The organism is Myroides sp. A21, from assembly GCF_000807225.1.
Lineage (GTDB): Bacteria > Bacteroidota > Bacteroidia > Flavobacteriales > Flavobacteriaceae > Flavobacterium > Flavobacterium odoratimimum.
On the sequence record NZ_CP010327.1, the window covers coordinates 2,094,569 to 2,112,281 of the forward strand.

Here is a 17,713-nt window from a genome sequence, read left to right on the forward strand (position 1 = left end):
TCATTAAATAATTAAAAACGCATTCCTACACCAAAACCAATTAACATTGGATCTAATTTTACTTTTGCAGGAATATTTAACTGATCAACACCTGTTACACCTGGAGCCACTAAGTTAGTAGCATCAACAGTAACATCTGTTTTTAAGAATAACTTTTTGAAGTCAACGTTGATAAAGAATTTCTCTGTTAAATCAATATCAAAACCGAATTGGTAACCCCAACCAAATTTGTTGTCATATTTTATATCTTTCGCTACACCAGATTTTTCGTTATAGAAAATAGTATAGTTCACCCCAACCCCAACATAAGGTTTAAATACTTCACCAAATTTGTGGTGGTATTGGAACATTAATGTAGGAGGTAATAAGTATACACTTCCTAAATCTACGTTAGCTGTGCTAGGCCCTTGAGTAATTGGGTTGTCTAAACTTGACCCAATAGTTCCTACAGTATGTCTAGTAGTACCTAAGATTAACTCAGCAGCTAAGTTTTCTGTGAAGAAGTAAGTGAAATCTAATTCTGGGATAAAGTTGTTATTTACATCGATTTGTCCACCGATGATTCCGATATCTGCTCTGTTATGAGGAATAACACCTACTCCACGTAGACGCATTTGCCATTTATAATCTTGTTTCTCAGGTGCACTAGTCGTTTCTTGTGCGAATGTAGAACCGCTTACGAATAATGCAGCTCCTAAAATTGAAAGTAGTAACTTTTTCATAATTGAGATTTTAAATTTCTAGAGTAAAATTACTGTTAAATTTATATCTGAAATATGACTTTTATCATTTATATACTTTTTGTTGTAAAAAAAGTTTAAATATTAGCTAAATTTATAAAATATAATTTATTAAACTAAGTAGATTAGCTTCTAAATATAATATGTTTTGATATATCTATGGTTTAATTTATGTATTTGTGTGATTAATCTGTTAAAAATATAAAAATTATGAAAATATTAGTTGTAGGTGCTTCTTTAAAAGAAGAAAGATATTCTAATAAGGCAATAAAGATGCTTAGAGAATATGGACATGAGGTGATAGCCCATGGACTTAGAGAAGGAATGGTAGAGGATGTCAATATCCATACTAAATGGTATACAGGAGGAGATATCGATACAGTGACCTTGTATCTTAATCCTGCAAGGCAAGTAGAGTATTATGAAGAGATTATAAAACTAAAGCCTAGACGTGTAATCTTTAATCCAGGTACGGAGAATAATGAGTTTGTTCAGAAACTATCTGATGCTGGTATTAAGTCTGAAGAAGCCTGTACATTAGTATTACTACGTACAGAGCAGTTCTAGGGATAAAACAATAAAGGTCTTATGAATGCATAAGACCTTTATTGTTTTAATTTATTTTGTTTAATGCTTTGCTTTGACTAGTGCAGAGTAATAATAGTACTGTGATTAATCCATTGACAAGTATTAGCTCATTGTCAAAAACATATCCACCTAATAAAGTAGCAGAGTTGTTACTCAACCATAACGTCAAAAACGGCGCTAGTATACATATAATAGGTACTAACTTATCTTTGACAGTTCTATTATTAAATAGAATGGCGAAGGCGAATAGGCCTAATAGTGGTCCGTATGTATAAGAGGCTATCTTGAAAATCATACTTACTACAGAGGCATCGTTAATAGCATTGAATAATATAATCACTAAGAACATTAATAAAGAGAACACTAGGTGTACTACTTTTCTCTTCCATACATTAGACGCATCGTCTTTCTTCTTATCCATGTGTAAGAAGTCTATACAGAATGAGGTAGTCAATGCCGTCAGAGCAGAGTCTGTAGTAGCAAATGTAGCCGCTGTCAACCCTAATAAGAATATGATAGCAGGTACTATACTTAGATAGTTAAAAGCAATCTCTGGGAATAGTAAATCTGTTCTAGGCTTACCAGTAGCTAGATCTAGTGGTACTTGGATGCCGTTCTTCTCTGCGTAGATGTATAATAATGCTCCTACACCTAAGAAGAATAGGTTAATCACCACAAAGATGGCTGTGAAAGAATACATATTCTTTTGTGCTTCTTTGATGTTTTTACAGCTTAGATTTTTCTGCATAAGATCTTGATCTAATCCTACCATCGCTAGTGTTACAAATATTCCTCCTATAAACTGCTTTAAGAAATGGTATCTAGAAGAGATGAAATCCTCAAAGAAGAATATCTTAGAATAATTGCTATTTTTTATGGTTTCGAAGGCTTCTACGGCCGAAAGGTCTAGACTGTGACAGATAAAAATGATGGTGAATATAACAGAGGCAACTAAGAAGAAGGTCTGTAACGTATCTGTAACGATAATGGTTTTTAATCCACCTTTATAAGTATAAGCATAGATCAGTAATAGGGCAATCAGTACTGTAGCAAAGAAAGGTACTCCGAAATAATCGAATACATAGCGCTGTAATACGATAACGACTAGGTATAGTCTAAATGCAGAACCAATCGTTCTACTCAACAAAAATATAGAAGCCGCAGACTTATAACTATAATGCCCAAGCTTCTTCTCTATATAGGTATAGATAGAGACTAAGTTATACTTATAATATAAAGGGAGTAGCACAGAGGCAGTTAATAGAAAACCGACAGCATTACCTAAAACAAATTGAAAATACTTAAACTGTTCACCGTTAGGCGAGCCTACTTCTCCTGGCACGGATATAAAGGTTACCCCTGATAAGGCTGTCCCTATCATCCCAAAAGCGACTAAATACCATTTCGCATTTTTATTAGCACTAAAGAATGCGTCATTACTACTATCTTTTTTACTGATATAATGAGATATACCTATCAGTATTCCGAAGTAGATAATAATAATCGTGATAATGGTTATTGGAGTCATAATAAGTCAATTGTTTTATATGCTTAGAATCCAAAAGTAATTCTTTTTTAGAAATATCAACTATTGCTTTTATCGCTATGCATTATAGAATTAAGAGAGTTCTTCAGTGTAGTAGTAGTTTAGAGGAGTAGAGTTATTTATTAGTTTATTTTTTATCTTTGCAGTTATGGAATTCCCGTCAAAATTATTAGAAAAAGCAGTCGAAGAAGTATCACAATTGCCTGGGATAGGTAAGCGTACCGCATTACGACTAATGTTACATATATTAAAACAACCAGAGGAACAAACTCTACACTTAGCAGAAGCCCTATTAAAGCTTAGAAAAGATATTATCTTCTGCAAGAGTTGTTTTAATATATCAGATACAGAGCTATGTGATATCTGTGCTAACGAAGCACGCGATCACCAGACGATATGTGTCGTAGAAGATGTACGCGATGTAATGGCGTTAGAGAATACTCAGATATTTAAAGGAATATACCATGTGCTAGGAGGTAAGATTTCTCCTATAGATGGTATCGGACCTAGCCAATTAAATATCCAATCTCTAGTAGAAAAGGTAAAAGCAGGGGAGGTGAAAGAAATCATCTTTGCGTTGAGTTCTACCATGGAGGGAGATACGACCAACTTTTATATCTATAAACAGATAAAAGATACGGGTGTCATCACCTCTACTATCGCTAGAGGTATAGCAGTAGGGGATGAGTTAGAGTATGCAGATGAAGTGACCTTAGGTAGAAGTTTAGTACACCGTGTACCTTTTGAGAATGCATTTAAGGCTGTATAGTAGTACAATCTTTAAAAGTTAATCATAGAAGAGTAATTAGTAATTCATACCAATTGCTCTTTTTTTATGGATTTAAGTCTAAGATACATGTTATCTCGTTTAGAAATGTTTTTTTAGAGTATAGATACATTGAGGTCAGTAAGTAATAATATACCCTACTCTAACTTTATGTAGACCGTTTTGTAGATCATAAGATTATAAAAACAAGTGTACAGTTAAAAGTAGGATTATAAACAAGATCTGTACAGCTATAGTAGGACGTGACCCTATTTTTCAGGCAGTGGTCGCATAGTGGTCGGCTTGTGGTCGCATAATGGTCGCATAGTTTTGGCTATTTTTAATGCGACCACTATGCGATCATTATCCTATAAGTATGGTATAATATAAAGTAGCTTTGTAATGATGTATATAATGGTAGAGTAACAAATTGTATTATAATAAGATAGTATGAAAGGCTTGTTTATGATAGCTGTATTGGCTTTCTAGCTTATAAATAGACTCATGACCTTAAATTAGAATGTTTTTATATAGAGGTTTTAACACTAAATTAATTGTTAGGCTTGTCTAATTTTGTAATTTTACACATCTAAAGAAAATTGTAATGAATTTATCAGAACTAGCTAAAGGAGAAAAAGCTACTATACAAGGTATAAAGCGAGGATGTCCTGTGGAGGTACATCAGCGTTTCTTAGACTTAGGGTTTGTTCCTGGTGCTGAAATATATATCCATAATATCAGCCCACTAAAGGATCCTGTAGCTTATTCTATCTATAATACTATCATTTCGTTGAGAAAAGAGGATGCAGAGATGGTATTAGTGACTTTAGCTAATTAAATTATAAAAGAAGGGAAAAAAATTATGGCGCAATCAGCCTGTGATATTTGTGATCTTAATGCAACAGCAGAATTAAAAAAACTAGGGGAGTCATCTGGTAAGTTTGATTATACTATCGCTCTAGCAGGAAATCCAAATACAGGTAAGAGTACAATCTTCAATGCTCTTACTGGTCTAAAACAACATACTGGAAACTGGCCAGGAAAAACAGTTACACGTGCAGAAGGAAACTTTCAGTTTAAGGATAGTAAGTATAAGATAATCGACCTTCCGGGTACTTACTCACTGATGTCTACTTCTGAAGATGAAGAAGTGGCACGTGATTTTATTTTATTTGGTCGTCCTGATGTCACTGTAGTAGTAGTAGATGCTGGTCGACTAGAACGTCATCTGAGTTTAGTAGTACAGATACAGGAGATTACGAATAAGGTGGTGGTGTGTCTAAACTTGATGGATGAGGCTCAGCGCCATGGTGTAGAAATAGACGTGAGAGGGTTATCTCGTGATCTAGGAGTACCTGTGATCCCTACTTCTGCGAGAAGAAAAGAAGGTATTACAGACTTATTAGTAGCAATAGATCAAGTAGCTACAGGTAAATATGTGCCTGAGCATAAGACAATATCTGGTATATCTGGAGAATCTAGAGAGGCAGTACAGCAGGTAGCGTCTAAGCTATTAAGTATAGATGCAGATTTGCCTAGTCCGTCATGGCTAGCGATGAGATTAATACAACAAGATGCTACTATTCAGACCGCTTTAGTGAACCAAACGTTATCTACTAAAGTCAATAATGAGAATATAAAAGAGGTGATAACGTTAGCAGCTCATTATCATGAGAAGCTAGGATTAGACTATTCTGATAATGTGGCTGGGGCTATCTTCACTCAAGTATCGAAGACAGTGAAGAGCACTGTAAAATCAGATATGAATCAGCGTGCGTTCAGAGTAGACCGTATGATCGATAATGTAGTGACGAGTAAGCGATTTGGCTTTCCTATTATGTTATTGATGCTCGGAGGTATTCTATGGCTGACTATTATCGGGTCTAACTATCCATCTAGTGCATTATCAACATTGTTATTAGAAGAGTTATACCCTATATTAAAGAGTGGAGCAGAGAGTCTTCATTTTCCATGGTGGTTATCAGGGTTTTTAGTAGATGGAGTATATCTAGCTACAGCTTGGGTTATAGCAGTAATGTTACCACCTATGGCTATATTCTTCCCTCTGTTTACCTTATTAGAAGATTTTGGGTATCTACCAAGAGTAGCATTTAACCTTGATAGACTTTTTAAAGGAGCAGGAGCACATGGTAAGCAAGCTTTGACAATGAGTATGGGCTTTGGGTGTAATGCTGCTGGAGTGGTCTCTACTCGTATTATTAACAGCCCTAGAGAAAAACTAATTGCTATCATTACGAATAACTTTTCGCTGTGTAATGGTCGTTGGCCTACACAGATATTGATGGCAAGTATCTTTATCGGAGCCTTAGTACCATCGTATTTGTCTAATACTATCTCTACGCTTGCAGTAGTGGGAATCGTGGTATTAGGAATAGGATTTACATTCTTTACTTCATGGATGCTGTCTAAGACTATGCTAAAAGGGCAGGCTTCTTTCTTTACCTTAGAATTGCCTCCTTATAGACCGCCGAGAGTATTACAGACGATCTATACATCATTAATTGATAGAACACTTATTGTATTATGGAGAGCTATTGTATTTGCAGCACCTGCAGGAGCAGTTATTTGGTTGATCTGTAATATTGATATAGGAGATAAGAGTATAGCATTATGGACTATACAAGGTTTAGATCCTATCGGTATCTTCTTAGGGTTAAATGGAGTTATTCTATTAGCTTATATCGTAGCTATTCCTGCTAATGAGATTGTTATTCCTACGGTATTAATGTTGACTGCTATGGTATTAGGAGATGCTTCTATAGGTGAAGGCGCTGGTGTGATGTTTGAGGTATCGGATGGAGAGATAGCGACTATCTTACATATGGCAGGGTGGACTACATTGACAGGAGTGAACTTGATGCTGTTTAGTTTACTGCACAATCCATGTAGTACTACGATATATACAATCTATAAAGAAACGAATAGTGTGAAGTGGACTACTGTAGCTTCATTATTACCAGTTCTTTTTGGAGTTATTGTGTGTTTTGTCGTAGCGCAGTTATGGTATTTATTTACCTAATTTATTAAGAGTATAATTATATTTATTATAGTATCCCCTTCTTCATTTGATATGGAGAAGGGGATTTTCTTTATATGATTATAGAATTACTTTATTATTGGGCGAATCACGAGATTATATGATGGATAATATAGGTTCTCTTAGTGTAAGTACATATTTTATGTGAATTAACTCTTTATGTTTGTCACCTTGTATGCGAATTGTTTTATTTGACTAATGATCTTTATAGAGATAGAGGTCATTTTTTAATTTTAAAAAAATGAGCTATGAGACGAGTTTTAGTATTAGGAGCATTGCTAGTCTTTACTAGTATATATGCGCAATCACCTAAGAATAGTAAACAGACAGATTATGAAGTAAGTGCTTCGGAGTTATTAGATAAAGGAGAGTATTACAAACTAACAGAAAGTCAAAGGACTAAGATTATAGAACGAAAACGTACTATCGGCAGAGAGTTTGAAGCGATAGGACGTGACCGTTCATTGTCAGGTAGAGAAAAAGGTTTAAAAAAGAGAGAGTTAGCAAGGAGTTTTAGACAGGATATTTATATTATCCTTAATGACTCTCAGAAGGTGAAGTGGGATAAGGCATCTCATCATAAGTATCAAAATAAAAGCTATAAGAATGATATAGAGCACCAGTTAGATATGTTAGAGATAGAGTATGAAAGAGATATTAAAAATATCGAAATCATCTATAAGGACAATGATTCTAAAAGAAAGATAGCAAAGAATAATAGAAAAGCGGAATATAAACAACAGAAAGCGATACTTAAGAGACAAAAAGATAAGCTATAGCATCGCTTTGTTAAGTGAGTAAGGTATAGGATACCCCCTAATAGACAATATGTTTGTTAGGGGGTATTTGTTTTTAATATATAGCTAAAAAATGTGCATAATGTACATGAATAATGTGCTGATTAGTCTGTATTGAGATTTTTATTATTCATCTGTTTAATTACGTAATGAAGTAAATCAAATATTTAGTAGATATTCTTCTTAGTTGTTTTGTATAATATAGTTGAATAATACAAGGAAAGAGGTGAATAGTTATATGGTTTACTCATAAAAAATATTCTTTCACCCATTTGATTATGGTTTTATTGGCTTTGATACGATTTGTTTGAATAGTATAAGTGTTTTTTGTAATTTATTTATTTATATGGTATAAATTTGTGTTAAAAATGTAAGATAAAGTATTTGTATAATATAAAGTTTTGAAAAAATGAATAGATATCTACTTGTTTTAGTATGTGCAGTATTAACTTTTTCTGCTCATATAAGTTTCGCTTCTAATCCTAAAAAAGAAGCAGCTCAATGGAAATATGATATTGAGTGTGCAGGTACAGGAAGTGAAGGAACATTCTTAGTAAAGATATGGACGTACAGTAATAAGGCTGTAATTCCTAATGAAGAAGCTAAGAAAAATGCTGTACATGGAGTTTTGTTTCGTGGTTTTGCAGCGAATGGAGTAGGGTGTGTTTCTCAACGTCCTCTTATAAAAGATGCTTCAGTTCAACATGAAAAAGCAGATTACTTCAATACTTTCTTTGGTAAAGAAAGTCCTTATTTAAAATATGCTTCTATTTCTTCTTCAGTTCCAGAAGTAATCAAGGTAAGTAAAAAAGAATACAAAGTAGGATATGTGGTATCTGTATCTAAAGATTTATTACGTAAAGACTTAGAAGTAGCAGGTATCGTTAAGAGTTTATCTGCTGGATTCTAATCAACTTATATGTACGCTGGTACTACTAATTAAAAAAATAATAGGATGATCAATAAAGTAATTCGGTTATCCGTACTATCTCTAATACTCTTAGTTCTGTCGTGTAAAAGCAAGCCTACTAATACTATGGCTAGCTTCTATACTGGTAAGACAGTAGAGTGTGTGAGTGCAGATATGTACGGTAATGAAGTAGTACAAGTATATGCTACTGGTAAGAATAGGAGTGCGGTTATCGCTGAAGCTAAAGAGATGGCTATAAAAACAGTAATGTTTCAGGGAATCGTAACGGATAAAAGAGAGTGTTCTGTAAAACCTATCGTAACTGAGCCTAATGCTGAAGAGAAGTATAAAAAGTACTTCGACAAATTCTTTAAAAAAGGAGGTAAGAATAGAAAGTATACCTCTGTAAAGAGAATTGCATTTCAAAGTAATGTAGTTAAACACGGAATCAGTTATGAATCTTATAGTGTAGAGGTAACTGTAGCTCGCAAAGAGATAATTAAAAGACTTGAAAAAGATAAAATTGTAAAAATAAAAAGCTATGAAAAATAAATTTTTGACTATTTGTCTATGCCTTTTGAGTGTAGGAATGTTTGCACAAGCTAAGAAACCATCTTTAATGGTGGTTCCTTCTGACTCATGGTGTACAAAGAATAGAGTAATGGAAGTATATTATAACCAAGGGGTAGAAGAATATATTCCAGATTATAAATTAGCACTTTTACATTCTGATTTGATGAATGTAATTTCTAAGATTAATATTCTAATGGCAGATAGAGGATTCCCTCTTAAAGACTTATCTGCAACGATGAAAGCTATTAATAAAACTAATGCTGAGAATAACTTGATTACAAGTAAAGCTTCTGGTGCAGCATTAGCAGAAAGCCCATTAGATAGAGTAAGACGTACAGCTAAGTCTGATATTATATTAGAAGTAGATTGGACTATCAATGCTACGGGACCTAAGAAGTCTATTACTTATAACTTAAGAGCTTTAGATGCTTATACAAGTAAACAAGTAGCAGGTGCTCAAGGTACTGGAGCACCATCTTTCTCAGCTGATGTAGCTGTGTTATTAGAAGAAGCTGTATTAGTGAATATGGACAGTTTCGTTAATCAGTTACAAGCTCACTTCGATGACTTATTAACAAACGGAAGAGAGGTAACACTAGATATTTTAGTATTTGACAATGGATCAGGTGTTGATTTAGAAACTGAATTTGATGGAACTGAGTTAACAGAGGTTATTGATAACTGGTTAGCAGAGAAAACAGTTAATCACCGTTTTAGTAAAGCAGATGCTACAGAGACAATGACTTTATATGAGAGTGTACGTATTCCTCTTTATAAAGCTAATGGTATGGCTCAGGACACCGATGGTTTTGCTCGTGAGTTAAGAACTTTCTTAAAGAAAGCACCATATAATTTAGATGCTAAATTAATCAACAGAGGATTAGGAAGAGCTGCTTTAGTAATCGGAGAGAAATAAGAGTACTATGAATAGAGTTATAGGAAAAATATCTGTTGCCTTATTGTTATTCGCGAGTTTGTTTACATATGGTCAAACAGATAAATGTGAAATATCATTAATGGCGTCTATACCAGAGCAGACAGATGGTTTATACTCTGGAGCAGAGGGACAATTAAAGACTAAGTTAAAAAGTATAGTTGCAGCTAATGGATTAGGCTCTTCAGATGGTTATGCTCAGTTCGCTATTACACCTGAGTTTAATGTAGTAGAAAAGAATATACTACCTGGCCCACCCAGATCTTTTGTATTAGACTTAGAGATGAATTTATTCATTGGTGATTCTTTTGGGCAAAAGGTATTTGCATCAACTTCAGTAAACTTAAAAGGAGTCGGTGAGAGTGAAACTAAGGCTTATATCAATGCATTTAAAAAGCTAAATGCAAAGAATAAAGATGTAGTTGCTTTTATAGAAGATAGTAAGAAGAAGATTATAGCATACTATGATGGGAATTATACTACTATAATCAAGAAAGCAGAAAGCTTAGCTAACCAAAAAAACTTTGAAGAAGCGATGTTTTTATTAACAGCGATTCCAGAGTGTAGTAAAGGTTATGATGCAGGTATGAAAGCTGCTGAAAAAGTTTATCAGTTGTATGTAGATCATGCTTGTATGGAAAACTTTAATAAGGCTAAGGCTGCATGGAATGCACAGCAAGATGCTTATGGAGCACATGAAGCTGGTCAATACTTAGTAACTATTTTCCCAGAATCTAAGTGTTATTCAGCTGCGATAGCTTTACAACGCGAGATGAAGGCACAGGTAAAAGCTGATCTAGACTTTGAAATTAAAATGTACAATGATGCAGTAAGTTTAGAGCAACAAAGAATCGAGGCATGGAAAGCTGTTGGTACTGCATTTGCTAAAAGAAAAGGAGACACTTATGTTGTCTTAAGAAGATAATACTCAAAAAAAAATACTAATATGAATAAAATAACATTTATGATTACTGCTTCATTAGTAGTATCATCAATTGCAGCTTTTGCTCAAGATAAAAAACAAGTAGCTGATGACTATATGCGTAGTTCATTATATACTATCATCGTGGATGACCACGGTATTAATGGAAATGGAAACTTAAAAGGACAAATCATTAAAGAGACATTCTTTAAAACACCTCTTCCAGAGAAGTTTAATGACCATAACTTAGATAAGTCTTTACGTTCTTTTAAACCTAGTCAATATCCAGTAACAGAAGCAGAGATTGCTGCTGTTGGAGGAAAAGAAGACTCTGGTAAGAAAAAAGGTGGGTTAGGTAAGTCTCTAGGTAAATTCGGTAAGAGTGTAGCTAGTGATAACACTGCAGGTGTGGTAGATACTACTAGTACTGATAAAGTAACAGCTCAATTTATCAAGTTCTTAGCTCAGAATAATGTTGGAGATAAGTTAGTTGCTAAATGGTTTAATGCAGGTAAATATGATGCGTCTACTCAATCTCCTTATAATATGGAGCTGATCAAAGAACGTGGATTATACAATGCTTCTGTATTTGATAAAGATATTGCTGATAAATCAACTAGAGGTAAAGCAATGTTAGAAGATGCAGGAGAGAACTTAATTTCTAATACATTCGTAGTAGGAGTACGTTTTAACTATATTAGTAAAGAAGAAATGGCTAGACAATTGTCAGCTACGACTGCTGCTGTTACTGGATTAATTGGAGGTAAAGCAGCTGCGACTACTAACTCTGCGGTACAATCAGGAGCTTCTGTTGCAGGTAAAGGATATGTGGTAAAAGCGACAGCATTCTTATTCCAATTAGATTGGACTGAGGAAGCCGCAGCTACATTCTATACAAAATACTACAATGCAAACAGCGCTGATCAGTTTATCAAATCTGGATTGTTTAAATTAAAATTAGTAGGAACAGAAACTGCTTGGGCAGATATTCAATCTACTACTTTCTCTAAAGTTTCTGAAAAAGAATTGGTAGAGCGTGCCGCTGTTCGTTCTATTGATAATGTAATTGCTAAATTACAGAAGAAATATGAGCCTTTCCGTACTAAAACTCCTCTTGCTACAACTGAGTCTGAGATTACAGCATTCATTGGTATGAAAGAAGATGTAGAGGCTGGTGATAAATTTGAAGTATTAGAGAAAACTGAAGATCCAGAAACTAAGGTTACAAAATATAAAAGAGTTACAGTTATTAAAGCTGAGAAAAATAAAATATGGGATAACCGATTCGAGGCTGATGTAGAACAAGCTGAGAATGCTGCAAATAATGCAGGTGAAGTACAAAAGATTAAAGCTACTTCATTCTCTGGTAACGCTAAGAACATTTACCCAGGTATGTTAATTAGACAAATTAATTAACATTCGAGTATTTTGTTAATATTTTTTTGCGCACAAAGTCCCTGAAAGATCAGGGACTTTGTTTTATAGAAAGAGCTCAAGGTTATTTATCTTGAGCTCTTTCTTGTATTATACCTTCTCCTATTTGAACAGGAGCTCCTAGGTGTTTAGGCTTTTTGTTGATTAGGTTATCTAATAATACCTTTACTCTAGCGAACTTTTCTCTAAGCATGGTTTTAAAACCAAAGTTACGAGAGACATCTTGTGCGTTATAAGCAACTGTTTTAAGATCAAGATGATTAGCGATGTAGACAGCTCTTTCATTGTGAAAGGGTTGAGAGATAATTGTAAAACTATCTTGTCCAAAGATAGCTTGCATTCGATAGACAGAGTCTAATGTACGTAGTCCTGCATAATCTAGGTATATCTTTTCTTTAGGAACACCCTGTTCTATTAGGGCTTGTTCCATATCTTTAGGTTCGTTATAGTCATTGCGACTGTGGTCTCCACTCACTACGATATAATCTATTTTGCCTGCTTTATAGAGAGCTGCTGTAGCTTCTATTCTATAGGTGAAGTAGTAGTTTACATAGCCTCCTGCAAGTAATTTAGTAGTTCCGAGTACCATACCCACTTTGTTATGAGGTATTTCATTTACAGAGCTGTACAGTTGTTCTTTGGTAGTATTAGTTACTCTATAGTTTGCAAACCATATAAGGAATAAGACGAGTAGTGCTAAGTAGAAAGAGTATTTAAAGATCTTTTTCATAGTTGTATAATAGCAATTGTTAAGATCAAATATAAAGCAAAAAACGTTAGTACTAATACCAACGTTTTTTATTCTTTTTAGAGTTTTCTGATTTACGAGAATTGCTCTGCCCAGGTTTTTTTCTATAATCTTTTTTAGGAGTTTGACCATCTTTAGTAGTAGTCTCTTTCCAAGGGAAAGGATGATCCGTAACAATCTTTGGTTGTAATCTACCGAACTTACAAATAGCCTCCCAATAGGTCTTCTCAGATTTATCACAGAAAGAGATAGCTACTCCATCATTACCAGCTCTACCAGTACGCCCGATACGGTGTACAAAGGTCTCTGGGATATTCGGTAAGTCATAGTTAATTACAACAGGTAGATTATCTATATCGATACCACGAGCAGCTATATCAGTAGCTACTAGTACTTTTGTTTCTTTGTTTTTAAAGCTATCTAAAGCAGCTTGTCTAGCTGTTTGTGACATATCTCCATGGAATGGCTCAGCATTGACACCGTTCTTTTTAAGTGATTCTACTACAGTATCAGCACCAGCCTTTGTACGAGTGAATACAAGTACATCAGATAACTTTTCGTTACGGATGATATGGTATAATAGCTTTTTCTTGTCTCCTTTCTCTACGAAGTACACTTTTTGTTTAACAGATTGTGCAGTTGAAGAAATAGGATCTACTGCTACATATTCTGGTTTTTGTAAGAATTCATGGGCTAACTCTCTAATAGGGAGTGGCATGGTAGCAGAGAATAATAAGGTCTGTCTATTAGAAGGAGTAAGTTGTATTAACTTTTTGACATCATCAATGAATCCCATATCTAACATTAAGTCTGCTTCATCTAATACTAAAAAGTGTAGATGATCTAGATCTAAGTGTTTTTGTTTATATAAGTCCAATAGACGACCAGGAGTACCAATAATCACATCTGCACCTTTGTTTAATTGTTCTATTTGGGGCTTGATAGACATACCTCCATATAGTGTGATATACGTCACATTAGTATACTTAGCGTATTTTTCGAAGTTATCGCCTATCTGAACAGCTAGTTCACGAGTAGGAGTAACGATCAGTACTTTAGCTTTCTTTGCTTTTTTAGTATTTCCAAGTTTGTGTAAATAGTGAATAATAGGCATTGCAAAGGCAGCTGTTTTACCTGTACCAGTCTGTGCACATCCTATCAAATCCTTTTCAGCTAAGATAAAAGGGATTGCTTTTTGTTGAATAGGAGTAGGTTCTTTGTAACCTAGCTCATCTATGGCACGTAATATATTCTTATTTAATTGTAAGTCTTCGAATGTCATATACTTCATCTATTTATGGATACAAAGGTACTTTATTTTATTTTTATTACACGAAGTGCTATTGATAAGCTTTTTTCTTTTTGCATTGTATGTAGAGGAATGCTCTTTATTGTCAGTATGTATAGTAACTAGTCTATTTTCTAAGCATCTATTTTTCGTATTAATAAAAAAATGATTAAATTGTAATGTAAATTACTTTATTATGGTCAGACAACTTGAAAAAATATACTATCCTGCAGCAATTATTATGATTGTCATAGTTATCTATGCTGCTATTCAGGATATGATTTATCTTTTATTATTTATACCTGTATTACTACTTTTAGCAATGATTAAGGTCTACACCACTAATCAACGTTTAAAATATGCAGGGATAACTACAACTGCTAAAATAATACAATATGAATCATACCTAAACTTCGATGAAGACCTAGCTACTAGCCGTAGAGGAGATGTGAAAAAAGAGATTCTTATCGTGGAGTTCACTACTAAGGACAACAAAATAGTGCGTGGTAAACCTATGCAGTATAAATTGAATAAACCAGAACTAGAAGATACTGACTTCGAGTATCCTTATAATGAAAAATACATAGCTCTACGAGACTATAACCCTGTAGGAGAAGAGTTCGATATTACTTACGATAGAGATAGACCTGATACTTTTACAGCAAAACAGTTTGTAATGGAAGATTTAGGATGGATGCTTAAGTTTATCTATATCTTAAGTGTTATCGTAGTGATATGCTTAGTATCTGTATTGATAGAATATAGTGTAGTAGATACTATAAAAGGTCTTTTCTAAAGAAGGTAATCAGGGAGACAATCTATTAGTACTGTAAAGTCTAACTACTAGTATTATAATTTATTTTATGAAAGACTTATTCTACGCTGTAGTTTATGTACTATTATTCTACTTCCTTGTTATCGTTAGTTTTATACTTGGTCTTAGTGTCTTTGTTGAGGCATCAGGTATACTTTTTTGTTTATTGCTTACATTAGTGGTAAGTGTTGTTATTCTAACCCTATATAAACTTAACAAAAAGTACCTCGTTTATAGTCTGGCAAAAGTATCAATGAAAAAAAGATGGTTGTGGATAGCTGTATTATTATCTCCATTTATAGTTGCAATTATTTTGGCTATAATACAGTATAAAATTTTAGTCATACTGATATATACAAGTCCATTGTTTATCACGAATATAGTTTTTATTCGGATGAATTATAAAAAAGTAAAAGCTCTTCAGAATCACTGAAGAGCTTTTACTTTTTATAACCATATGATGATTACATATCATTACCTAATAGTATTTCTAACATTGTAATTGCTGCATCACTGATTTTAGTACCAGGGCCAAATACAGCTACTGCGCCAGCATCGAATAAGAATTGGTAATCTTGAGCAGGAATAACCCCACCTACGATAACCATAATATCATCTCTACCGTATTTCTTTAACTCCTCTATTACTTGAGGAACTAACGTTTTATGACCTGCAGCTAGAGAAGAAACTCCTAATGCGTGTACATCATTTTCTACAGCTTGTTTAGCAGCTTCTGCAGGCGTTTGGAATAACGGACCTATATCCACATCAAATCCAACGTCAGCATAACCAGTAGCAACTACCTTAGCTCCACGGTCATGACCATCTTGCCCCATCTTCGCAATCATAATACGAGGACGACGACCTTCTACTTCAGCGAATTTATCAGCTAGTTCATGAGCTTTCTTAAAGCTCTTATCATCTTTTATTTCTTTGCTATACACACCACTTACAGATTGGATTTGTGCTTTAAATCTTCCGAATACGCTTTCTAACGCGTCACTTATCTCTCCTAATGTAGCTCTATGTGTAGCAGCTTCTACTGCTAGAGCTAGTAGGTTACCTTCTCCAGTCTTAGCTGATTGTGTTAATGCAGCTAGTGCTTCAGCTACTTTAGTATTATCACGAGTAGCTTTAATATGGTTTAGACGATCTATCTGAGCCTTGCGCACAGTCTGATTATCTACTTCCAAGATATGTAATGGATCTTCTTTTTCAAGACGATACTTATTTACTCCTACGATAACATCTTGTCCACTATCAATACGAGCTTGTTTACGAGCAGCTGCTTCTTCTATACGAAGTTTAGGAATACCTGCTTCGATAGCCTTAGTCATCCCACCTAACTCTTCTACTTCTTCTATCAGCGCCCACGCTTTCTCAGCGATCTCTTGTGTAAGACTCTCTACATAATAACTACCTGCCCAAGGATCTACTGTTTTACATATTTTAGTCTCTTCTTGTAAGAATATCTGTGTATTACGAGCAATACGCGCAGAGAAATCTGTTGGTAAGGCGATAGCCTCATCTAGCGCATTCGTGTGTAGAGACTGTGTCCCACCGAACGCAGCCGCAGCAGCTTCTATAGCAGTACGAGCCACATTGTTAAACGGGTCTTGCTCTGTAAGACTCCATCCAGAGGTCTGACAGTGTGTACGCAGAGCTAGTGATTTATCAGATTTAGGTTCGAACTGTTTTAGCAACTTAGCCCATAGCATACGACCTGCACGCATCTTAGCGATTTCCATGAAGTGGTTCATTCCTATCGCCCAGAAGAATGACAGTCGAGGAGCGAAGTCATCTATCTTCATACCAGCATTAAGTCCAGTACGGATATATTCTAGTCCATCTGCCAAGGTATAAGCTAACTCAATATCTGCTGTAGCACCTGCCTCTTGCATATGATATCCAGAGATAGAGATAGAGTTAAACTTCGGCATATGAGTACTCGTGTAGTCAAAGATGTCAGCGATGATCTTCATAGAAGGAGTAGGAGGGTAGATATACGTATTACGCACCATAAACTCTTTTAGAATATCATTCTGTATCGTACCTGACAATAGTCTCTTATCTACTCCTTGTTCCATAGCAGCTACAATGTAGAAAGCCAGAACAGGAAGCACAGCTCCGTTCATCGTCATAGATACAGACATCTCACCTAGAGGTATCTGATCGAATAAGATCTTCATATCCTCTACGCTATCTATCGCTACTCCAGCTTTACCTACATCACCTACTACGCGCTCGTGATCCGAGTCATACCCACGGTGAGTAGCTAAGTCGAAGGCTACAGATAGTCCTTTTTGTCCAGCAGCCAAGTTACGTCTGTAGAATGCATTACTCTCTTCCGCAGTAGAGAATCCCGCATACTGACGTATAGTCCATGGGCGGCGTACGTACATGGTAGCATAAGGACCACGTAAGTTAGGCGCAAACCCTGCTCCGAAGCCTATGTGTTCTACTTTATCTAAGTCAGCTTCACTGTAGACTTTATTTATATCGATACCTTCAGCAGTAGTGAAGTCAGATGCTTCTGACTGTGTTCTAACTGTTGAGGTATTTATAGTCAAATGTTGTAAGTCCTTTCTTTTCATG

At 34.9% G+C, this 17,713-nt stretch carries 16 protein-coding genes; 11 read left to right on the plus strand and 5 right to left on the minus strand.

All coding sequences use genetic code 11. The features are described from left to right. Positions 1 to 11: 11 nt before the first annotated feature. On the minus strand, positions 12 to 722 hold the full coding sequence (locus MYRA21_RS09510; protein ID WP_006257166.1) for an OmpW family protein: 711 nt from the start codon (positions 720 to 722) through the stop codon (positions 12 to 14). 228 nt (positions 723 to 950) lie between these two features. Here MYRA21_RS09510 and MYRA21_RS09515 point away from each other — a divergent pair, with 228 nt between their 5' ends. Next, complete coding sequence (locus tag MYRA21_RS09515) at positions 951 to 1,307, plus strand: CoA-binding protein (protein WP_006260600.1); 357 nt, start codon at positions 951 to 953, stop codon at positions 1,305 to 1,307. 46 nt (positions 1,308 to 1,353) lie between these two features. On the opposite strand, the gene MYRA21_RS09520 is transcribed toward MYRA21_RS09515, so the two are convergent. Continuing rightward, positions 1,354 to 2,856, minus strand: coding sequence for a sodium:solute symporter (locus MYRA21_RS09520; protein WP_006260601.1), 1,503 nt, complete (start codon positions 2,854 to 2,856; stop codon positions 1,354 to 1,356). Positions 2,857 to 3,022: 166 nt separating this feature from the next. On the opposite strand from MYRA21_RS09520, the gene recR reads away from it, so the two are divergent. The 9 genes from recR (at position 3,023) to MYRA21_RS09565 (ending at position 12,250) form a co-directional block, all read left to right on the plus strand. Next, positions 3,023 to 3,643 carry a recombination mediator RecR gene (gene recR / locus MYRA21_RS09525; protein ID WP_006257163.1) on the plus strand — a complete coding sequence of 207 codons (621 nt, stop codon included), beginning with the start codon at positions 3,023 to 3,025 and terminating at the stop codon, positions 3,641 to 3,643. A gap of 601 nt (positions 3,644 to 4,244) precedes the next feature. Beyond that, on the plus strand, positions 4,245 to 4,478 hold the full coding sequence (locus tag MYRA21_RS09530; protein ID WP_006257162.1) for a FeoA family protein: 234 nt from the start codon (positions 4,245 to 4,247) through the stop codon (positions 4,476 to 4,478). 24 nt (positions 4,479 to 4,502) lie between these two features. Further along, positions 4,503 to 6,680 carry a ferrous iron transport protein B gene (gene feoB / locus MYRA21_RS09535; protein ID WP_006260602.1) on the plus strand — a complete coding sequence of 726 codons (2,178 nt, stop codon included), beginning with the start codon at positions 4,503 to 4,505 and terminating at the stop codon, positions 6,678 to 6,680. A gap of 266 nt (positions 6,681 to 6,946) precedes the next feature. After that, a complete protein-coding gene (locus tag MYRA21_RS09540; protein WP_006257160.1) occupies positions 6,947 to 7,477 on the plus strand; it encodes a hypothetical protein in 531 nt (176 codons plus the stop codon). A gap of 427 nt (positions 7,478 to 7,904) precedes the next feature. Beyond that, positions 7,905 to 8,405 carry a hypothetical protein gene (locus MYRA21_RS09545; RefSeq protein WP_006257159.1) on the plus strand — a complete coding sequence of 167 codons (501 nt, stop codon included), beginning with the start codon at positions 7,905 to 7,907 and terminating at the stop codon, positions 8,403 to 8,405. 45 nt (positions 8,406 to 8,450) lie between these two features. Next, entirely contained in the window at positions 8,451 to 8,957 is a 507-nt protein-coding gene (locus MYRA21_RS09550) for a hypothetical protein (RefSeq protein ID WP_006260603.1), read from the plus strand. Beyond that, positions 8,947 to 9,894 (plus strand): DUF6175 family protein, encoded by a 948-nt coding sequence (locus tag MYRA21_RS09555; RefSeq protein ID WP_006257157.1) that lies wholly within the window; start codon positions 8,947 to 8,949, stop codon positions 9,892 to 9,894. Before MYRA21_RS09550 ends, MYRA21_RS09555 begins: the two co-directional genes overlap by 11 nt. A gap of 7 nt (positions 9,895 to 9,901) precedes the next feature. Beyond that, positions 9,902 to 10,837 carry a hypothetical protein gene (locus MYRA21_RS09560; RefSeq protein WP_006257156.1) on the plus strand — a complete coding sequence of 312 codons (936 nt, stop codon included), beginning with the start codon at positions 9,902 to 9,904 and terminating at the stop codon, positions 10,835 to 10,837. A 21-nt stretch (positions 10,838 to 10,858) separates the two neighbouring features. Further along, positions 10,859 to 12,250, plus strand: a complete 1,392-nt coding sequence (locus MYRA21_RS09565; protein WP_006257155.1) for a hypothetical protein — start codon at positions 10,859 to 10,861, stop codon at positions 12,248 to 12,250. A gap of 82 nt (positions 12,251 to 12,332) precedes the next feature. On the opposite strand, the gene MYRA21_RS09570 is transcribed toward MYRA21_RS09565, so the two are convergent. Together MYRA21_RS09570 and MYRA21_RS09575 are read right to left on the minus strand one after the other, a co-directional pair. Next, positions 12,333 to 12,998, minus strand: a complete 666-nt coding sequence (locus tag MYRA21_RS09570; protein ID WP_006260604.1) for a vancomycin high temperature exclusion protein — start codon at positions 12,996 to 12,998, stop codon at positions 12,333 to 12,335. A gap of 52 nt (positions 12,999 to 13,050) precedes the next feature. Continuing rightward, positions 13,051 to 14,298 carry a DEAD/DEAH box helicase gene (locus MYRA21_RS09575; RefSeq protein ID WP_006257153.1) on the minus strand — a complete coding sequence of 416 codons (1,248 nt, stop codon included), beginning with the start codon at positions 14,296 to 14,298 and terminating at the stop codon, positions 13,051 to 13,053. 202 nt (positions 14,299 to 14,500) lie between these two features. Here MYRA21_RS09575 and MYRA21_RS09580 point away from each other — a divergent pair, with 202 nt between their 5' ends. Continuing rightward, the gene (locus MYRA21_RS09580; protein WP_006260605.1) at positions 14,501 to 15,100 is read left to right on the plus strand and encodes a hypothetical protein; all 600 of its coding nucleotides are present in this window, start codon (positions 14,501 to 14,503) and stop codon (positions 15,098 to 15,100) included. 482 nt (positions 15,101 to 15,582) lie between these two features. On the opposite strand, the gene scpA is transcribed toward MYRA21_RS09580, so the two are convergent. Next, positions 15,583 to 17,712: a methylmalonyl-CoA mutase gene (scpA, locus tag MYRA21_RS09590; protein ID WP_039328915.1), complete on the minus strand. Its 2,130-nt coding sequence runs from the start codon at positions 17,710 to 17,712 to the stop codon at positions 15,583 to 15,585. Position 17,713: the final 1 nt, after the last annotated feature.

What these genes read in the sequence shown, in the direction of transcription:
- MYRA21_RS09510 (WP_006257166.1), bottom strand. Translation starts at nt 722, where the DNA reads ATGAAAAAGTTACTACTTTCAATTTTAGGAGCTGCATTATTCGTAAGC.
- MYRA21_RS09515 (WP_006260600.1), top strand. Translation starts at nt 951, where the DNA reads ATGAAAATATTAGTTGTAGGTGCTTCTTTAAAAGAAGAAAGATATTCT.
- MYRA21_RS09520 (WP_006260601.1), bottom strand. Translation starts at nt 2,856, where the DNA reads ATGACTCCAATAACCATTATCACGATTATTATTATCTACTTCGGAATA.
- recR (WP_006257163.1), top strand. Translation starts at nt 3,023, where the DNA reads ATGGAATTCCCGTCAAAATTATTAGAAAAAGCAGTCGAAGAAGTATCA.
- MYRA21_RS09530 (WP_006257162.1), top strand. Translation starts at nt 4,245, where the DNA reads ATGAATTTATCAGAACTAGCTAAAGGAGAAAAAGCTACTATACAAGGT.
- feoB (WP_006260602.1), top strand. Translation starts at nt 4,503, where the DNA reads ATGGCGCAATCAGCCTGTGATATTTGTGATCTTAATGCAACAGCAGAA.
- MYRA21_RS09540 (WP_006257160.1), top strand. Translation starts at nt 6,947, where the DNA reads ATGAGACGAGTTTTAGTATTAGGAGCATTGCTAGTCTTTACTAGTATA.
- MYRA21_RS09545 (WP_006257159.1), top strand. Translation starts at nt 7,905, where the DNA reads ATGAATAGATATCTACTTGTTTTAGTATGTGCAGTATTAACTTTTTCT.
- MYRA21_RS09550 (WP_006260603.1), top strand. Translation starts at nt 8,451, where the DNA reads ATGATCAATAAAGTAATTCGGTTATCCGTACTATCTCTAATACTCTTA.
- MYRA21_RS09555 (WP_006257157.1), top strand. Translation starts at nt 8,947, where the DNA reads ATGAAAAATAAATTTTTGACTATTTGTCTATGCCTTTTGAGTGTAGGA.
- MYRA21_RS09560 (WP_006257156.1), top strand. Translation starts at nt 9,902, where the DNA reads ATGAATAGAGTTATAGGAAAAATATCTGTTGCCTTATTGTTATTCGCG.
- MYRA21_RS09565 (WP_006257155.1), top strand. Translation starts at nt 10,859, where the DNA reads ATGAATAAAATAACATTTATGATTACTGCTTCATTAGTAGTATCATCA.
- MYRA21_RS09570 (WP_006260604.1), bottom strand. Translation starts at nt 12,998, where the DNA reads ATGAAAAAGATCTTTAAATACTCTTTCTACTTAGCACTACTCGTCTTA.
- MYRA21_RS09575 (WP_006257153.1), bottom strand. Translation starts at nt 14,298, where the DNA reads ATGACATTCGAAGACTTACAATTAAATAAGAATATATTACGTGCCATA.
- MYRA21_RS09580 (WP_006260605.1), top strand. Translation starts at nt 14,501, where the DNA reads ATGGTCAGACAACTTGAAAAAATATACTATCCTGCAGCAATTATTATG.
- scpA (WP_039328915.1), bottom strand. Translation starts at nt 17,712, where the DNA reads ATGAAAAGAAAGGACTTACAACATTTGACTATAAATACCTCAACAGTT.